The sequence below is a fragment of the Faecalibacterium sp. AF27-11BH genome, assembly GCF_003603005.1.
GTDB classification, from domain to species: Bacteria; Bacillota; Clostridia; order Oscillospirales; family Ruminococcaceae; genus Faecalibacterium; species Faecalibacterium taiwanense.
This window is the reverse complement of sequence record NZ_QVGS01000002.1, coordinates 166,431-184,425: the sequence shown is the minus strand read 5'-3', so window position 1 is coordinate 184,425 and position 17,995 is coordinate 166,431. Positions and strand designations below refer to the sequence as shown.

The window sequence follows — 17,995 nt, the reverse complement described above, 5'->3', positions numbered from 1 at the left end:
TTTTCTTATCACTGTTAAAATTATAGCATTTTTGCTCAATTCGTTCCACGTCCAGAATTTCCACATTCACTCCGGAAATTGTTGCATGTATATTTTACCGTTTGGATATTCTGCCAGTCAACACAAAAACCGCCCCGGCTTCCTGTTACGAAAACCGGGACGGTTCATATACTTTATTGGTGCTCTCTCAAGCTCTCACGCAATTACTTGCGGGGGTTCTTGATCGCAGCCTGGGCGGGTGCCAAAATTACAGAGCGTTCAGTTCAATCCACCTTCACTTGCCCTGTCTACTTAAGAGGCTCTCCATAGTTAGTATGGCAATGGCCATTGTTTTGCATCCCAAATTCAATATATTCTGAAAATGTCGTTCCAGAAATCGTAGTATTCGTCAAATGCATCACAACGGCTACTCCTGCCAAATCATCATCCCAAATTTCCTTATAAATAGCATTATTGGAATACAATTTCAGGCTTACATTCACAGAATCACCCGTTGCGAGCAGCGCTCCTATTCCTCCTTGCCCAGAATTTTGACATGCCACCAACTCTGTTTTGCCTTGGAATCCAACAATATCAACACTATCTACTTGAATATGCCGAATAATCGATTCCGAAATATTTTGCAGGGAAAATTCTACTGTTTTAATATACTTTATCTTCTCAACCGAAGAATCAATATTCACTCGAATTTCATTGATTTCATGTTGTACGGAATCTCCATAGTACGACCGAAGAATTCTAAACTGTTTAGCCTGCGGTGCATAGGAAAGTGCTCCACGATGAATCATTGTCGGTTTGCAAGATGGATTTGTCATTTTCACAACTGGCAACAGTTTTTGCGTCATTATTTTTTGAAGCTTATTATTTTCTTCGCTCAAACGCTCATTGACTCTCTGTGCGTCTTGTCCCTGCTCAACAGTGATAATGCCAAGTATAATGGTACCCAGCAAAGCTTGCAATCCAGAAACATAGGAAAGCGCATCTCCTGCCGACCATTCAGCCGAAAAAGCACTGGAAAATTTAAAGAGGGTATTAACCACGATTGGAACAGCGATCATTGAGATCGTAAGCAACGCAATCAGTAACCATTTATATTTTGCGAATATCTTCTTCACAAAGATCCTGCCTTTCATCTTTATAGCTGTAACTCAATTATACCGTCCCACCACTCATAAAACAAGAACCTCCCCTCCTCCACAGAAAAATGCCTATGGATTACATTGGGAAATCCATAGGCATTTAAAAACTTATTTTCGAGAAGGCATAATCACCCTTCTACTATAATAATGGTCACTGTATGTCCGAAAGATAAGGTTTCAGCACCTCAACCAGTTCGTAAACTTTCGTTCCGGGGGCTGACTCAGAGGGCTTCCGTCCTTCGTTTTGCTTGTCCAATCGCTTTGCATTGGCAATCGCAATGTCCATGTAAGGCCGCAGTACTTCATACATATCTGGGCGGTTCTTCTCGTAACCACCTGCACCGATGTTTTTCAGCCAATCGCTCAGCTTCGGCCAGTAACGAGATCTATCAATATCAGTGTCCATATACATAAAATGTAGCAAATACCACAGTTCTACGCACTGGTTCGACCATACAGCATGGTAAATTGTTTCACCCTGCGCACTGTATTCTTCGCACAGCTGTGCCACCATGTCAATATTTTCTGCCGGAAAATCATCTGTGTCATAGACAATCCAGACGTGCTTAAACACAATGCCGTTATTCTGAACGTATTGACGAGCTTTCATCAACAGATTCACCGTATTGTCGCCAATGCCCTCTACCTTTAGCTGGATTCTATCACGGTACTTAGAATTGATAATCCGTTGAATTGCGCCAAAATACTGCGGCTCGGTTTCTGTACCTTCAGATGCAATCAAGTGGTATTCCGGCTGAATCATCCTTGCCTTATCACGGCGATTCTTCATCCAGCTTTTCCCAAGGTCACTCTTTTTCGGAGGTTTCAGACTCATGCCCAGTCCCTCCCTGTCAGCATATTGGAAAGGTAGGGATCTGCACCATATCGACCTTCCAGATACTGCTTGTCAAAGGCCGCTGTGCTCTTGACGCGAGTATTGTCCTCCTGCCGGAATTCGTAAAGCGAATAAATCTCGCTCTCATGATTGTCATTCATTGCGGCAAACCAAATTTCATCACGGCGGAAAACAGTGTTTTTCATCGTAGTCAGGTCGTGAGAACTGAATAACAGTTGTGCGCCCTTCTTGTTCAGTTCTTGGTTCTTGAACATCTGAATCACATACCGGAGCAGCTTCGGATGCAGCTTGGCATCCAGTTCGTCCACAACCACTGTGCGGCCTTCCTGCAATGCTACCATCAGAACCGGCAAGGCTGCGATCATTTTCTTGGTTCCATCCGACTCTGCTTCAAAGGGAAGCTCGTAGACCTTGCCGTTGATCGTTCTTTGCGTGAACAGGTGCTTGCTATCTTCATCATAGCGATAACCGGACAAATCAATACCTACATCATTCAGTGCATGAATCAGGCTTTCCTTAGTCGTCTCACTCTTGGACACCAGCACAATGTTTTCTGCTCTGGGGTTTGCGTAGCTCTGTGTAATACAGGATTCAAACCAATTCTGCACTTCTGCAATCACAGGGATATTGTAGTTGATTGCCAAAAAAGAAAGATACGGCATCTTCGGGTTGACGTCCAAGTTGATGCTTGCCTTATTGATACTTGCACCCAATTCAATCTTCTGGCCGTCTCGTTCAAAAATCAGTCCTGTCTTCTTACCACCAAGTGTACGCCACAGAAGAGACTCAAAGACAATTTCTTCCTTGAGTGCAATGTAATACTGGTATTCCTTCTCGCCGACACGGAAGAACACCTGAAAAATCGTAGGTTCATTCGCAGAACTTTCATCCAGCATAAAGGGAGCCACACTGCTGCCCTGCTGAAAAATCATTGGCTGCCGATTCTTCTCCAATGCATGAATCGGCTTCACAACAAGGTTAATCAGGCAAAAGAATGCCTGAAGCAGATTCGTCTTACCGCCACCATTGGGGCCGTAGACTGCACTGACTGGAAGTAAGTCTTCTGCTTTCTCCTGTCGAATCAAGGCATCCTGAAACTCCGGAATCGCCATTGCACGGAAATCGAATGTGGTTTCATCCTTATAAGACTTAAAATTCTGAAAAGAAAACTGGCAAAGCATTCTTTCAACTCCTTCCTGTTATTAGTATACCTCATTTTCGATTTTTATTCCAGCATTTTAGAAAATCTCATTCTTATATAAGTTTTATAGAGTGAAACCGAAGAGTAAAAAGTTTTTATTTATACAAAAAACGGAGTTTCCCGCAGCATGGTATCACCTCGCAGATGTGAGTCACTTGTTATTATTGTACCTTCTGTCTGCTCACAAAACAAGATACAAAATGCCCGCTGGCTCTTGATAAAGAAAACCAGACCTGTCTGATTGGACGAAAACCACCCCAAATGTCGAAACTGGATTTACTGCGATCTGTAATGATTTTTTCATTTGTCACAATGAATTTGAAGGGCAGAGATCGGAAATACGCTGCCTTTGATCAAATCGCCCTATAAGAAAGCCCCAAAAAGCAGTTTATTATCATCCTATTAGATTTCGATCTATGGATAACAGTGTCATAAATCACCAGATAGAATGCTATGCGTTTTTATAGTAGTTGTTCCTCCTGATCAATTTCTATTTGATTCACAACATCCTGATAAATCACAAAATGAGGTGTTTTTTATGACAATGGCAAAGAAGCTCCCACTTTTAGCACCTTCCATTCATACGTTTGAAGTGAATGGAACGTATACCGATTGCGAAGCGAAACGCACAGTATTTATTTTATTATAATCCACCGTCGGATCGAGATGATATTCAGATATTATGCTTCGAATTTCCCGATCACACTTTTCTATTGCTTGACTCGCTTTTCTACATGCAACGCATTCATCCTTTGTCTTATATGGCAATTCAATAATTATTTTCAAATTCTCTCTTAATTCATCATATGCCCAATTAGCCTCATCCTTGGTTGATCCAAACAAATCCAACCATCTCATTTCAACCATCTCATTAGTAATTCTGATATTTGGATTATTCGCTAATGCCTCCATGCCTATTCTCAAAGCCATTCTCTGCGCATATCCAATTTCTGATGTCTTTCCTTTTTCTATCAACGTGACTACATCGTCTTCTTTTTCGCTTCCATAGTAACAACTGAAAATATCCTGTAGAAAAGACACATTTTCTTCAGTCAACTTAATGCGGTTGTCTTTACTCAGCAATTCATGTGCTCCAACCATACAATCTTTATCCTCATCGTAAAATTTTCCCATTACGATGTCGAACGCTTTATCCAATTTCTTTTTATAAAACGTTGTGTAGTTATTTATTCCTCCTTTCGCCTTACCCCCAACTTCATTTTTCTTTTTTCCTTTAACTCTGCCACAATCAAGCATTTCCGAACCATTTTCTCGCTCATTCCAACTTGAGATATAAAAACAATTTGCTTGCTCTGCCCATATTCTCAAAAGCAACTGCCTCATTGATGTTGTATTTTTCACTCTGCTTTCTTTAGGGATCTCATTATATATTTCATCAATAATTTCTATACAACTATCATTTATCTCTATTTCATCTGCATACAATCCCTTCATGATTTCTTCACGATCTTGTTTATATTTTTCTTCCAGTATTCTCAATTTTATATTTGCATTTTTTTGCACCCGTTGAATTTCTTCAACTGCGTATTTTTCAAACTTTTCAACCTGCTCATTGAATTCATCATCATTCCATGCTTGCCTCTTTATTGCCTTCCATCTTTCTCTCAATTCATTATTGCCATACTTCATTTTATTTTCCTCAATATGCTTTTCGATAAACAAACCCTCCCCGGCAAAACCATTCAGTTTCACCGGGGAGGGTTTATCATACGCTTATCTTCCCATGTTTTGCGCGATTAGTGCATCTTCATGCAACAATCTTACTTTCTTGGATTTTTGATAGCAGCCTGAGCAGCAGCCAGACGTGCGATAGGCACACGGAAGGGAGAGCAGCTGACGTAGTCCAGGCCGACGTTGTGGCAGAACTCCACGCTCGTGGGGTCGCCGCCGTGCTCGCCGCAGATGCCCAGACCCAGATCGGGACGGGTCTCGCGGCCGTCGTGTGCAGCCATCTTGACCAGCTTGCCAACGCCGATCTGATCCAGATGCTGGAACGGATCGCTCTCGTAGATCTTGTTCTCGTAGTATGCGCCCAGGAACTTGGCGGCATCATCACGGCTGAAGCCGAAGGTCATCTGGGTCAGGTCGTTGGTGCCGAAGCTGAAGAACTCAGCTTCCTTAGCGATCTCGCCGGCAGTCAGGGCTGCGCGCGGGATCTCGATCATGGTACCGACCTGATACTTCATCTCAACGCCGGCAGCAGCAATCAGTTCGTCTGCGACCTTGACCACAACGTCCTTGACGAACTTCAGCTCCTTGACCTCGCCGACCAGCGGGATCATGATGTGCGGGGTGATCATATGGCCGGTCTCAGCAGAGACGTTCAGAGCAGCCTTGATCACAGCGCGGGTCTGCATCGCAGCGATCTCAGGGTAGGTAACAGCCAGACGGCAGCCACGGTGACCCATCATGGGGTTGAACTCGTGCAGAGAAGTAACCACGTTCTTCAGATCATCGAAGGTCATGCCCATATCGGCAGCCAGCTCCTTGATGTCCTCGTCCTTGGTGGGCAGGAACTCGTGCAGAGGCGGATCCAGATAACGAATGGTCATCGGGCGCTCACCCATGATGCGGTACATGGCCTCGAAGTCACCCTGCTGGAACGGCTCGACCTTGGCCAGAGCAGCTTCGCGCTCTTCCACGGTGCGTGCGCAAATCATTTCACGCACAGCCTTGATGCGATCCTCTGCGAAGAACATGTGTTCGGTACGGCACAGGCCGATGCCCTCAGCACCCAGATCCACTGCCTGCTGTGCGTCGCGCGGGTTATCAGCGTTGGTCATGACCAGCAGCTGACGAGCAGCGTCTGCCCAGCCCATGAAGCGGTTGAAGTTCTTATTGCCGGTAGCGGCCACGGTAGCGACCTGCTCGCCGTAGATGTTGCCGGTAGAACCATCGATGGAGATCCAGTCGCCCTCGGCGAACTTGTGGCCATTGATCTCGAAGGTCTTTGCTTCCTCGTCGATCTTGACCTCGTTGTCATTGCCGCAGCCGGAGACACAGCAGGTGCCCATACCACGGGCAACAACAGCTGCGTGGCTGGTCATGCCGCCGCGGACGGTCAGGATGCCCTGAGAGACCTGCATGCCCACGATATCCTCGGGGCTGGTCTCCAGACGAACCAGAACGACCTTCTTCATCTTGCCGGACTTGACCATCTCCTCTGCCTCTTCAGCAGTAAAGACGATCTGGCCGCAGGCAGAACCGGGAGAAGCTGCCAGACCCTTGCCGACGACCTCGGCGGCCTTCAGGGCAGCGGCGTCGAACTGGGGATGCAGCAGGGTATCCAGCTGCTTGGGCTCCACGCGCAGGACAGCTTCCTGCTCGGTGATCATGCCCTCGTCCACCAGATCACATGCGATCTGCAGAGCAGCCTGAGCGGTACGCTTGCCGTTACGGGTCTGCAGCATGTACAGATGGCCATCCTCGATGGTGAACTCCATATCCTGCATATCGCGGAAGTAGTTCTCCAGACGGGTCGCGATCTCAACGAACTGATCGTACACCTCAGGCATCTGATCCTTCAGGTGGCTGATGGGAGAAGGAGTGCGCACGCCGGCCACAACGTCCTCGCCCTGTGCATTGATCAGGTACTCGCCCATCAGCTTCTTAGCGCCGGTGGCGGGGTCACGGGTGAATGCAACGCCGGTGCCGGAGCGGTCGCCAGAGTTGCCGAATGCCATCTGCTGAACGTTGACTGCGGTGCCCCACTCGTAGGGGATCTCGTTCATCTTACGATAGACATTTGCACGGGGGTTGTCCCAGCTGCGGAAGACGGCCTTGACAGCCTCGATCAGCTGATCGCGGGGATCCTGCGGGAAGGGACGGCCTTCGTTCTCCTCGTAGATCTTCTTGAAGGTGCCGACCAGTTCCTTCAGGTCATCAGCAGTCAGGTCCACGTCGTTCTTGACGCCCTTGGCTTCCTTCATCTTGTCGATCTCGACCTCGAACAGGCTCTTCGGGACCATCATAACGACGTCCGCGAACATCTGCACAAAGCGGCGGTAGCAGTCGTATGCAAAACGGGCGTTGCCGGTCTTCTTTGCCAGACCTTCAACAGCCTCGTCGTTCAGGCCCAGGTTCAGGATGGTGTCCATCATGCCGGGCATGGACTGACGTGCGCCGGAACGGACGGAGACCAGCAGGGGGTTCTGGTTATCGCCGAACTTCTTGCCGGTGATCTCTTCCAGACCCTTGAGGTGCTCAAAGATATCAGCAGTGATCTCGTCATTGATCTGACGGCCGTCTGCATAATACTGGGTGCAGGCGTCGGTGGTGATGGTGAAACCCTGCGGCACCGGCATACCGGCTGCGGTCATTTCTGCCAGACCAGCACCCTTGCCGCCCAGAGTATTCTTCATGGTGACTTTGTCGCCGCCGAAAGCATCATTGCCTTCGCTGAAGTAGTACAGATACTTTTTGCTCATGCGTTGTTTACCTCCCATTCGTGACTGCAGCACAGCTGCACCGCAGTCTCATCGTTTGCCTTGTCTTAAAAACTCGACCGATGAACATTGTTTGTGAATGCTAAACTATTATACCAGAAAATCCATTCCTTTCCACCATGCAAAATCCCGAATTTGTCTGTTATTTTTTATGCAAATCCCTTGAAATTTGCCAAGTTTTAAGGTAGTATAAAATGGGAGAAAGTTCGAGAGGTTTTTCGTTTTCTGACGCGGATTATCCGTCTGTTGGATACAACTTTCTATCCCTGTAATTTCAGCTTTTCTTTTTTGTCGGCGCAAAGCTTCTGTTGTATCCATCTTTGGATATGGATGCATCATTTTTCCGGGTCGGGCCTTATCATCCACCCGCCGGGAGCCGCCGTGCCGGAAGGGAGATCTATCGTATGGAAAATTCTGTTTCTTCTGCTGCGCTGAATGCAGCGCGTGAGCAGCTGGATGCCGCCGAAGCCGCCCGCGAGGTCATTCTGCTGCAGCACATCGCAAACGGCGTGATCATCGACAGCCGCACCGTGCAGATCGCACCGGACGTGGTCATCGCCCCGGGTGCCGTCATTCTGGCCGGTACCATCCTGCGCGGCAGAACGGTCATCGGTGCGGGCTGCATCATCGGCCCCAACACCCTCATTGAGGACAGCATCGTAGACGAGGGCAGCACCGTCAACGCCAGTCAGGTGTACAGCAGCCACATCGGCCCTCACAACAACATCGGCCCCTTCACCCATGTGCGGGTGAACACCGTCACCGACTACGGCGTGCATCTGGGTGCCTATGTAGAAACCAAGAACTCCAACTTTGCCCGGGGCAACACGGTGAGCCACCTGACCTACATCGGCGACAGCGATGTGGGCAAGTACTGCAACTTCGGCTGCGGCACCGTCACCTGCAACTACGACGGCAAGGATAAGTTCCGCACTACGATCGGCGATTACTGCTTCATCGGCTGCAACACGAACCTTGTGGCCCCCGTGAAGGTGGGCGATGGTGCCTACACCGCCGCCGGCAGCACTATCACCAAGGACGTGCCCGCACAGGCGCTGGGCATCGCCCGGGAGCGCCAGACCAATCTTGAGGGCTGGGCAGAGCCCAAGATGGAAGCCTACATTGCCAAGAAAAAGAAGCTGGAAGACGAGCAGAGCAAGTAAGCTGTCCGTTTTTCGCGTACAGACCGCTGCACAGGATGGCCCTGCGCGGCGGTTTTTGTTTGCAGGTGCATCTTTTTCGCTTATAATGTATATCTTTTTGCACGCGCGTATGTTATACTTAGGACTTGCATCGGACAATTTATCACAAAAAGGAAAATATAACACTCATGAATACAAATGACATCTGGCTGATTGCCGGTCTTGGCAACCCGGAAACAAAATACGACGGCACCCGCCACAATGCGGGCTATGCCGCGCTGGACTATCTGGCCGACAAGTGGGGCATTTCGGTCAGCAAAACCAAATTTGAAGGCCTGTGGGGTCAGGGCGAAGTGGACGGCCACAAGGTGGTGCTGCTCAAGCCCCTGACCTACATGAACCTTTCGGGCGACTCCATCGCCCCCACGGCGGGCTTTTTCAAGATTCCTGCCGACCACGTCATCGTTCTGTGCGACGATATCACCCAGAACCCCGGCAAGCTGCGCATCCGGCCCTCCGGCTCCGCAGGCGGACATAACGGCCTGAAGAGCATCATCGCCCGCTTGGGAGGGGAGAACTTCCCCCGCATCCGCATCGGCGTGGGTGCCAAGCCCCACCCGGACTACGACCTTGCCGCGTGGGTGCTGGGCAAGTTCCCGGCAGAGGATGCCAAGGCTCTGAGCGGCCGCTACCCTGATCTGGAAGCCGCCGCAAAGCTCATCATGGACGGCAAGCTGAGTCTGGCACAGAGCAAATATAACGGGTAAGAACCCCATTTAAAACGCCCTCCGCTTGCGCTCTGGGCATTTTCAGCGGAATTTTATTTTTATTGTTTGTGTTTGTCGCGGCCTGCGGGCCGCTCCAAACACATTTTCACCGAGTGGGGCAGCACTGGCAAGCTGCATTTATGTTCTTTGATGCATTTTGAGGTCACGCCCCCTCTCGTGAAAAAGCAGCAGAGAAAAGCCCGCAGGCTTTTCTCTGCTGCAAATAAAAAATAATCATTCCTCTGCCATTGCCAAAGCGCAACAGCGACGACCGCCGCCAGTGGCGGAAACAGGGAGGAGTTGTTGGGGCAGCGGCCAGCAAGATGCGAGCGCCGCTCAAGGCGTGAAGCAGATGCTGGGTGCCGCAACCCGTCTGCGGCGGCAATTTCAAATCGTCATCCCAGTAGGAAAGGAGGTTTTTCCATGTACGAAGCCTTACTCAAGGCCACACCGGAATATCAGAAGATCGCGGCCAGCTTTGCACAGCCCGGCCCGGCAGCGCTGTTCGGTCTGCCGCCTGCGGGCCGCGCGCTGCTGTACGCCGCGCTGCAAAAAGACCTTGGCCGGGTGCTGTGCATCGTGACCCCCGGCGAGGCCGAGGCCACCCACTTTGCGGACGACCTCAAGGCGTTGGGCCTTTCTGCCGCCGTGTTCCCGCCCCGGGACTTTATGCTGCGCCCAGTGGAGGGCGCGGGCCGCGAGTACGAGTACCGCCGCCTTTCGGTGCTGGGCTCCCTTGCAGGCGGGCGGCTGAACGCGGTCTGCGTGCCCGCCGAAGCCCTTTTGCAGTACACCGTGCCCCGGGATGAATTTTTAAAGAACACTCTTACCCTCAAACCCGGCATGGTGTACAACCGCGAGGGTCTTGTGGCCCGGCTGTTCGCCGCCGGGTATGTGCGGCGCAGTCAGGTGGACGGCCCAGGACAGTTCAGTGTGCGCGGCGATATCGTGGATATCTATGCGCCGGATATGCGCCAGCCTGCCCGCGTGGAGTACTGGGACGACGAGATCGATTCCATTTCCTCCTTCGATCTGCTCACCCAGCGGCGGGACAGCGCACTGGAAAAGATCTATCTTTCCCCTGCCCGCGAGGTGCTGTTCGGCGATACCACCGAGACTGCCGAGGCCCTGCGTGCCGCCATCAAAAAGGCACGCGGCCGGCACCGCACCGCACTGGAAAAGGCCACGGAAGCCGACCTTGCTCAGCTGGACTCCGGCCTGATGCCGGAAGCCATGGATAAATACTACGGCCTGCGCTATCCGAGCCCGGCCACCCTGCTGGATCATCTGGACACACCGCTGTTCATTCTGGACGAGGTGGGCGGCATCCGGGATGCCCAGAAGGCCACCGAGTTCCGTCGCAGCGAAGAGCTGACCGGCCTGTTGGAAGAGGGTGTGCTCTGCCCCGGGCTGGATGTACTCTACCAGACCATGGACGACCTTGCCGCTGCCGCCCAGAAGCAGAGCACCCTGCTGTGCGAGAACTTCCTGCGCGGCATGAACGAGTTCAAGCTGAAAGATCTCATCAACGCCGAGGCCTTTGCCGCTCCCAACTGGAACGGCGACCTTGTCTCCCTGCGAGAAGACCTTGACCCGCTCATTGCGCAGGGCTATGCCGTCACCCTGTTTTCCGGAACGCCCAAGGGTGCCGCCGCCCTCACCCGCGACCTTGCCGACAAGGGCTACTCCGTGAGCATGAGCCGGGATGTGCGGCCCACAAAAGGCATCGTACAGGTGCTGCCGGGCCATCTGACCGCCGGGTGCACCTTTCCGTTTGCCCATGCGGCGGTGCTGTCCAGCCGCAGGCACGGTCTGGAGGAAGAGACCTCCGCCGAGACCAAAAAGCGCAAAAAGAACAAAAACGCCCTTTCCAGCCTTTCGGACATCAAGCCCGGGGACTATGTGGTGCACCAGAGCCACGGCATTGGCATGTATGCGGGCATCCAGCGACTGGAAGTGCAGGGTGCCACGAAAGATTACCTGAAGGTGCAGTACTCCGGCTCGGACGTGCTGTATGTACCGGTGACCCAGCTGGACCTGCTGAGCCGCTACACCGCCCCCGGCGACGAGGAAAAGGTAAAGCTGGCAAAGCTGGGCGGTGCCGAGTGGCAGCGCACCCGCGCCAAGGTAAAAAAAGCCACCGAGGAGATGGCGCAGGAACTGATCGAGCTCTACGCCCGCCGCCGTCAGGCCACGGGCTACGCCTTCCCGCCGGACGGCGACTGGCAGCGGGACTTTGAGACCCGCTTTGACTACGACGAGACAGACGACCAGCTGAACGCCACCGCCGAGATCAAGCAGGACATGGAAAAGGGCTGGCCCATGGACCGCCTGCTGTGCGGCGACGTGGGCGTGGGCAAGACCGAAGTGGCCCTGCGCGCCGCCTTCAAGTGCGTGATGGGCGGCAAACAGTGCGCCATCCTTGCCCCCACCACCCTGCTGGCGTGGCAGCACTACAACACCATTCTTTCCCGCATGGAAGCCTTCCCCGTAAAGGTGGAGATGATGTCCCGCTTCCGCACCGCAAAACAGCAGAAGGAGACCCTCCGGGGCCTGCAGTCGGGCAGTGTGGACATCGTGGTGGGCACCCACCGGCTGCTGTCCAAGGACGTGAAGTTCCATGACCTTGGCCTTGTCATCATCGATGAGGAGCAGCGCTTCGGTGTGAAGCACAAGGAAAAGCTCAAGGAGAACTTCATCGGGGTGGACATGCTCACCCTTTCGGCTACCCCCATCCCCCGCACGCTGAACATGGCCATGAGCGGCATCCGGGACCTTTCCACCATCGAGCAGCCGCCCATCGAGCGGCAGCCCGTGGAGACCTTTGTGCTGGAATACAACGACGTGATCCTTGCCGAAGCCATGAAGAAGGAGCTTGCCCGGGGCGGGCAGGTGTACTACCTGCACAACCGGGTGGACAACATCGAAGCCTGCGCCGCCCATGTGAGCAAGCTGGTGCCCGGCGCACGCATCGGCATTGCCCACGGCAAGATGACCGAGGAAGAGCTGAACCCCGTGTGGCAGCATCTGCTGAACGGCGAGATCGATATTCTGGTGTGCACCACTCTCATCGAGACCGGCATCGATGTGCGCAACTGCAACACCCTCATCATCGAGGACGCTGACCGCATGGGCCTTGCCCAGCTGTACCAGATCAGAGGCCGGGTGGGCCGCTCCGGCCGCAAGGCCTATGCCTACTTCACCTTCCGGCGGGACAAGACCCTGACCGATATCGCCCAGAAGCGGCTCTCCGCTATCCGGGAGTTCACGGCCTTCGGCTCCGGCTTCCGCATCGCCATGCGGGATCTGCAGATCCGGGGTGCGGGCAGTCTTCTGGGCCACAGCCAGCACGGCCACATGGAGGCCGTGGGCTACGACCTCTACGTGAAGATGCTGGGGCAGGCCATCGCCCGGGCCAAGGGCGAACCCATCCGGCGGGACAAGAGCGAATGCCTTGTGGACCTGCGGGTGGATGCCTTCATCCCGGAGAAATATATCGCAGACGGCCCGGGTCGCATTGAAGCTTATAAGCGCATTGCCGCCATCCAGACGGCAGAGGATGCCGCCGATGTGCTGGACGAGCTCATCGACCGCTACGGCGACCCGCCGCCCTCGGTGAGCGATCTGGTGAACGTGTCGCTGGTACGCGTGCAGGCCAGCACTGTGGGCGTGACCGAAGTGACCCAGAAAAAGGACACCCTCACCCTGCAGCTGGAAAGTCTGGAGCTGCCCATGATCCGGGGCCTGCTGGTGGCCTTCAATGGCCGCGTCACCGCCGGTGCAGGCAACCGGCCCTATCTCTCGGTCACGCTTCAGCCCGACGAAAAGCCGCTGGAGCTGCTGCAAAGCATCCTCAAGGCGATGGCAGAGATCCTTGCCTCCGCCGAGCAAAAATAAACATCATAGGAGCATTGCCATGAAAAAGAAACTTCTCGCGCTGATCTGCGCACTTGCACTGGTGTTCAGCCTTGTGGGCTGCACCATTTCCGCCCCGGACACCGTGGGCAGCATCGGTGATTTTGAGATCACCTCCGGCATGTATCTGCTGGCACAGTACGGTGCTTACCAGCAGGCGGCACAGCTGGCCGGCACCGATCAGGACACCACCGACGTAAAAGCCTTCCTGAAAGAGACCATCACCACCGACTCTGACAGCGGCGAGACCGCAGTTGTGAGCGACTATGTGGCCCAGAAAACGCAGGAAACGTTGGAAACGCTGGCCGCTGTGGATGCCCGCTTCAAGGCGCTGGGCGGTGAGCTGACTGAAGAGCAGCTTTCCACTGCCGACCGTTATGCCCAGCAGATGATGGACCAGTACGGCGACACCTACACCGCCAACGGCATTGGTCTGGAGACCGTCAAGGCATATGAACGTCTGCAGGTGGAGCACACCGCCCTGCTGGATATGGTCTACGGCCTGGACGGCGAGACCCCAGTGGAGGACGACGAGCTGACCAGCCATCTGGACGACAGCATGTATGAGATCTGCTACATCAGCATCCCGCTGTACAATACCAGCACCTACGCCTTTGCGGACGATGACCAGAAGGCCGAGATGCTCAAGCTGGCACAGGCCGCTGCCGACAGCGTCAACGCCGCAGGCGGCGAGACGGTCTCGGATCAGGTGAGTGCCCTGCATGAGACCGCACAGAATGCCCTGCCGGACATCTACGCTGTGCTGGACGGCAAAACTTCCGACGACAGCGCCAGCGTCCAGACCGAGCTGCTGACCGAGAGCGATGTTGCTTCGGCCTTTACGCAGGACGGTGCTGCCGATGCTCTGCGCAGCCTTTCCTACGGCGAAGCCGCTGCCGTGCAGATCAACGGCTCCACCCTGCTCCTGATGGTGCGTGTAGACCCGCTGAGCGTTTCTTCGCTGGACGACCTGCGCAGCCAGATCCTGAGCGATATGAAGGGCGGCGAGCTGGACGACGCACTGGCCGCAGGCGGTGCAGAGCTGGCACACGATCTGGACAGCTCTGCCATGAACAAACTGCCCGCCAAAAAGATCGTGAACAACAGCGCCAACAGCTGAGAGCTGCTGTAACATAAAACTCCCTCAGTCATCGCTGCGCGATGACTGAGGGAGTTTTTTCTTTTACCGCGTCACTTTTGCGAACTCTGCGGCAAGGGCAGCATTCACCGAGCGGACGGCATTGGCATCCGGCTTGATCTCGGCCCGGTCATAGGTGAACAGACCGTTCACCTCATCTTCCACATCCGTCAGCTGGGTGTACACCAGCGCCGAGAGTCCTTTTTTGAGCTGCGGCAGCACCGTGCCCAATTGCAGCTTTTTGCAGCGGGCGGTCAGGTCTGCGCGGCTCTTGGCCGTGCCGTAGCCGTAGGTTTTGCCCGGTGCTTCGTGCCCCGGCATGGGCCATGCAATGCCGCCGTATTCACTCAGGGCCACAGTGCGCTTTCCGGGCTTTACATGCAGCGGATAGAAATAGTTGTGGATGGAGCACACATCTCCGCCGCCCTGATCATACCAACCGCTGGCCTCGTCCACAAGGCGGGTATCGTCCAGCGTGCGGATGGCCTGCACTGCCCCGGCCGCATCAAACTGGCCCCAGCCTTCGTTGAAGGGTACCCAGCAGCCGATGCACGGATGGCAGCGCAGGGCTTCCACGGTGGCTTGCAGCTCTTTGCGGTATGTTTCCCGGCTGGATGCTTTTCCGCGGCTCAGCAGGCTCCAGAGCGGCTCTGCGTCGGGCAGGCGGCGCACAAGGGGCTGCAGCACATTGGTCAGGTAGGTGACGAACCACAGGTTGTATCTGCTGCCGCCGTTCACCATGTCCTGCCAGACCACAAGGCCCAGCCTGTCGCAGTGGTAGTACCAGCGCTGCGGCTCGATCTTGGCGTGCTTGCGCAGCAGATTGAATCCCAGCGCTTTCACCTCGCTCAGCTCCCGCTCCACCGCCGCATCGGAAGGCGGGGTATACAGGCCCTGCGGCCAGTAGCCCTGGTCCAGCAGGCCGTTGAGCAGGATGGGCTTTCCGTTCAGGCAGAAGCGCAGCACGCCCCGCGCATCCGGCTCACAGCTCCACTTGCGCAGGGCAAAGTAGCTGTGCACGGTGTCGAACTGCTCCTCCCCTCCCTGCGTGGTGCCCACGGTCAGGTCATACAAAAACGGGGTATCCGGGCTCCACGGAAAGAAATGTTCCTCCGGGATGTTCAGCGTCACCTCGCCGTCCCGGTCCGCTTCGTCGCTGCCCCAGTCCTCGGCAATGGTCACGCCGCCAGCGCGCACCACGGCCCACAGGTTCACTGCACCTCCGGGCATGGAAGTATGGGCTTTCACGGTCACGGTGCGGGCATCGTAGTCCGGCGTGACCGTGAGCGACTGGATGTAGTTTTCCGGCACACGCTCCATCCAGACCGTCTGCCAGATGCCGCTCTGGGCCGGATAGAACATGCCGCCGGGCTTCAGGGTCTGCTTGCCCCGGGCCTGCGTGCCGCTGTCCGTGGGGTCCTGCACGGTCACCCACAGGCTGTTGCGGCCCGTATCGTTGAGCTGGGCGGTGACATCCAGTGTGAAGGGCCAGTAGCCGCCCCGATGGCCGCCCACCAGATGGCCGTTCACCTGCACCGCACAGGCATCGTCCACCGCGCCGAAGTGCAGCAGCACCCGGCCCCCTTCTCCCGGAGGGGGAGCAAAGGTGCAGTGGTAGTGCAGCCACTGGCCGGGCTGCAGGGTGCGGCCCACGCCGGAGGCCTTTGTTTCCGGAGAGTAGGGCACCAGAATGCTGCCGTCCCACGCAGCGGGGTATTCTGCTGTCTGAGTAATGGCGTACTTCCACAGGCCGTTCAGGTTCTCATAGCTGTCCCGGCGCATAGCCGGGCGAGGATATTCCGGGAGTGGGTGCATGGTTTCACCGCCTTTGATTTGTTGGTTTCATTCTAGCACAGGGCGGGTGGCTTGTATAGACTGAGCAGCAACGATTTGGAATTGCCGCCGCGTTCGCTCTGGACGAGTTGTGGCAGCGGCCTGCAGGATGCGAGTGCCGTCCAAGGCACGAAGCAGACGCAGGGAGCCGCAACCCGCCGCCTCCCGCGCCTCGAAAGTAGCGGAGACCTTGCTGTGTTGAACACACAGCATTTGCTGCGCAAACCGGTCTGCGCCTTGAAAGCCCCACCGGGGCTTTCATGCCCTACGGGCACCGCCGTCCTTTCTGGTACTCTTTTGTGCGTGCAAAAGAGTACATATTCGGCGGTAATGCCTTTTGCAAAAGCCATAGAATCTGCCCCACGCAATTACGCTCTGCACCGGAAGCATTTTCCACATACAAAAAGGCTACTGCACCAAATGGCGCAGCAGCCTTTGCTTTTGCAATGATAAAACAGAAAACCAGAAGTCAGAGCTTACTCTTCGTCCTCGCCCTCATCCTCGTCATCTTCGTCATCATCGTCCTCTTTCGGCTTATAGAAGATGCCGCTCAGGAGAATGCTGATGAAGTACAGCAGCACCATGGGGCCGGCCACCATGCACTGAGACACGATATCCGGCGGGGTGACAACGGCCGCGATGAAGAAGATGATCACGATGGCAACACCGCGCACCTGCTTGAGCAGCTGCGGGTTGATAATGCCCATCTTGGACAGGATGATGGTGATCAGAGGCATCTCAAACACGCAGCCAAAAATGATGAACATGGTCAAGCAGAGGTTGACATAGCTCTCGATACTGGTGGTGGTCTGGATGTACTCGGCACCCTCGATGCCGGTGCTGAGGAAACGCAGCATGAAGGGCATCATGAGCTTGTAGGCGAACAGCACGCCCACGCAGAACAGGATAAGGCCCAGCAGCATGACCAACTTGAAGAAGGTGCTCTCGCTCCTTTTCAGACCCGGCCTTGCAAATGCATAGATGTGGTAGAACGCCACCGGCACAGTGACCACCACGCCTGCCAGAATGGAGACGCGGAAATACTGCATCAGCTTTTCCTGCGGGGCAATGGAAACAAACTCGTAATAGTCGCGGCCCATGGCAGTGAGCAGATCGATCAGACGGTCGGCATATGCCAGCGAGACCACAACACCCACCACGAACACCACCGCGCAGATGATCAGCCTGTTCCGCAGTTCTTTCAGATGGCCGGTCAGCGTCATGCTGCCGTCCTCTGCCATGACTTCGGCTTTTTTCTTTTTGCGCTTAACGTTCGTAGCCACAATTACTCCTCGTCTTCGTCCTTCTTGGAAACCTGCTTCTCGGTCTTCTCCTCGGAATCATCGGAGCCTTCCTCGTCCTCCATGCCCTTCTTGAAGCCGTTGATGGTCTTGCCGAACATCTTGCCCAGCTTCGGCAGGTTCTTGGGTCCAAAGATCAGCAGAGCGACGACCAGGATAATCAGCAGTTCGTTAGTACCAATACGCATAATAAAAATCTCCTTTTTACTTTGCCGCGCCGCGTGGCGGGCTTATTGC

General features: G+C 54.4%; 13 protein-coding genes. 4 read left to right on the top strand and 9 right to left on the bottom strand.

The window, feature by feature from the left end; translation table 11 throughout:
- Positions 1-287: 287 nt before the first annotated feature.
- The 6 genes from DWY76_RS03485 to DWY76_RS03460 all read right to left on the bottom strand — a co-directional run bounded on the left by DWY76_RS03485 (position 288) and on the right by DWY76_RS03460 (position 7,980).
- Positions 288-1,115 (bottom strand): hypothetical protein, encoded by an 828-nt coding sequence (locus DWY76_RS03485; RefSeq protein WP_133300784.1) that lies wholly within the window; start codon positions 1,113-1,115, stop codon positions 288-290.
- Positions 1,116-1,290: 175 nt separating this feature from the next.
- On the bottom strand, positions 1,291-1,974 hold the full coding sequence (locus DWY76_RS03480; protein ID WP_120079825.1) for an RloB family protein: 684 nt from the start codon (positions 1,972-1,974) through the stop codon (positions 1,291-1,293).
- Complete coding sequence (locus DWY76_RS03475) at positions 1,971-3,176, bottom strand: ATP-binding protein (protein ID WP_120079823.1); 1,206 nt, start codon at positions 3,174-3,176, stop codon at positions 1,971-1,973. The genes DWY76_RS03480 and DWY76_RS03475 overlap by 4 nt, the downstream gene beginning before the upstream one ends.
- A 599-nt stretch (positions 3,177-3,775) precedes the next feature.
- Positions 3,776-4,909: a hypothetical protein gene (locus tag DWY76_RS03470; RefSeq protein ID WP_165852556.1), complete on the bottom strand. Its 1,134-nt coding sequence runs from the start codon at positions 4,907-4,909 to the stop codon at positions 3,776-3,778.
- Between the two features lie 68 nt (positions 4,910-4,977).
- A complete protein-coding gene (gene ppdK, locus DWY76_RS03465; RefSeq protein WP_120079819.1) occupies positions 4,978-7,644 on the bottom strand; it encodes a pyruvate, phosphate dikinase in 2,667 nt (888 codons plus the stop codon).
- Between the two features lie 108 nt (positions 7,645-7,752).
- The gene (locus DWY76_RS03460; protein WP_242959193.1) at positions 7,753-7,980 is read right to left on the bottom strand and encodes a hypothetical protein; all 228 of its coding nucleotides are present in this window, start codon (positions 7,978-7,980) and stop codon (positions 7,753-7,755) included.
- A gap of 86 nt (positions 7,981-8,066) precedes the next feature.
- On the opposite strand from DWY76_RS03460, the gene DWY76_RS03455 reads away from it, so the two are divergent.
- The 4 genes from DWY76_RS03455 to DWY76_RS03435 all read left to right on the top strand — a co-directional run bounded on the left by DWY76_RS03455 (position 8,067) and on the right by DWY76_RS03435 (position 14,606).
- Complete coding sequence (locus DWY76_RS03455) at positions 8,067-8,825, top strand: DapH/DapD/GlmU-related protein (RefSeq protein ID WP_120079817.1); 759 nt, start codon at positions 8,067-8,069, stop codon at positions 8,823-8,825.
- A 167-nt stretch (positions 8,826-8,992) separates the two neighbouring features.
- Complete coding sequence (pth, locus tag DWY76_RS03450) at positions 8,993-9,571, top strand: aminoacyl-tRNA hydrolase (protein ID WP_097774427.1); 579 nt, start codon at positions 8,993-8,995, stop codon at positions 9,569-9,571.
- Positions 9,572-9,994: 423 nt separating this feature from the next.
- Entirely contained in the window at positions 9,995-13,468 is a 3,474-nt protein-coding gene (mfd, locus tag DWY76_RS03440) for a transcription-repair coupling factor (protein WP_120079813.1), read from the top strand.
- 19 nt (positions 13,469-13,487) lie between these two features.
- Positions 13,488-14,606 carry a foldase gene (locus DWY76_RS03435; RefSeq protein ID WP_120079811.1) on the top strand — a complete coding sequence of 373 codons (1,119 nt, stop codon included), beginning with the start codon at positions 13,488-13,490 and terminating at the stop codon, positions 14,604-14,606.
- A 63-nt stretch (positions 14,607-14,669) separates the two neighbouring features.
- Here the strand turns inward: DWY76_RS03435 and DWY76_RS03430 are convergent, their stop codons facing one another.
- The 3 genes from DWY76_RS03430 to tatA form a co-directional block, all read right to left on the bottom strand.
- Entirely contained in the window at positions 14,670-16,439 is a 1,770-nt protein-coding gene (locus DWY76_RS03430) for a sugar-binding domain-containing protein (protein ID WP_120079809.1), read from the bottom strand.
- A 494-nt stretch (positions 16,440-16,933) separates the two neighbouring features.
- The gene (gene tatC, locus DWY76_RS03420) at positions 16,934-17,740 is read right to left on the bottom strand and encodes a twin-arginine translocase subunit TatC (RefSeq protein WP_120079805.1); all 807 of its coding nucleotides are present in this window, start codon (positions 17,738-17,740) and stop codon (positions 16,934-16,936) included.
- A gap of 2 nt (positions 17,741-17,742) precedes the next feature.
- Complete coding sequence (tatA, locus tag DWY76_RS03415) at positions 17,743-17,946, bottom strand: twin-arginine translocase TatA/TatE family subunit (protein WP_005937852.1); 204 nt, start codon at positions 17,944-17,946, stop codon at positions 17,743-17,745.
- Between the last annotated feature and the right edge of the window lie 49 nt (positions 17,947-17,995).

What these genes read in the sequence shown, in the direction of transcription:
- DWY76_RS03480 (WP_120079825.1), bottom strand. Translation starts at nt 1,974, where the DNA reads ATGAGTCTGAAACCTCCGAAAAAGAGTGACCTTGGGAAAAGCTGGATG.
- DWY76_RS03475 (WP_120079823.1), bottom strand. Translation starts at nt 3,176, where the DNA reads ATGCTTTGCCAGTTTTCTTTTCAGAATTTTAAGTCTTATAAGGATGAA.
- ppdK (WP_120079819.1), bottom strand. Translation starts at nt 7,644, where the DNA reads ATGAGCAAAAAGTATCTGTACTACTTCAGCGAAGGCAATGATGCTTTC.
- DWY76_RS03460 (WP_242959193.1), bottom strand. Translation starts at nt 7,980, where the DNA reads ATGGATACAACAGAAGCTTTGCGCCGACAAAAAAGAAAAGCTGAAATT.
- DWY76_RS03455 (WP_120079817.1), top strand. Translation starts at nt 8,067, where the DNA reads ATGGAAAATTCTGTTTCTTCTGCTGCGCTGAATGCAGCGCGTGAGCAG.
- pth (WP_097774427.1), top strand. Translation starts at nt 8,993, where the DNA reads ATGAATACAAATGACATCTGGCTGATTGCCGGTCTTGGCAACCCGGAA.
- mfd (WP_120079813.1), top strand. Translation starts at nt 9,995, where the DNA reads ATGTACGAAGCCTTACTCAAGGCCACACCGGAATATCAGAAGATCGCG.
- DWY76_RS03435 (WP_120079811.1), top strand. Translation starts at nt 13,488, where the DNA reads ATGAAAAAGAAACTTCTCGCGCTGATCTGCGCACTTGCACTGGTGTTC.
- DWY76_RS03430 (WP_120079809.1), bottom strand. Translation starts at nt 16,439, where the DNA reads ATGCACCCACTCCCGGAATATCCTCGCCCGGCTATGCGCCGGGACAGC.
- tatA (WP_005937852.1), bottom strand. Translation starts at nt 17,946, where the DNA reads ATGCGTATTGGTACTAACGAACTGCTGATTATCCTGGTCGTCGCTCTG.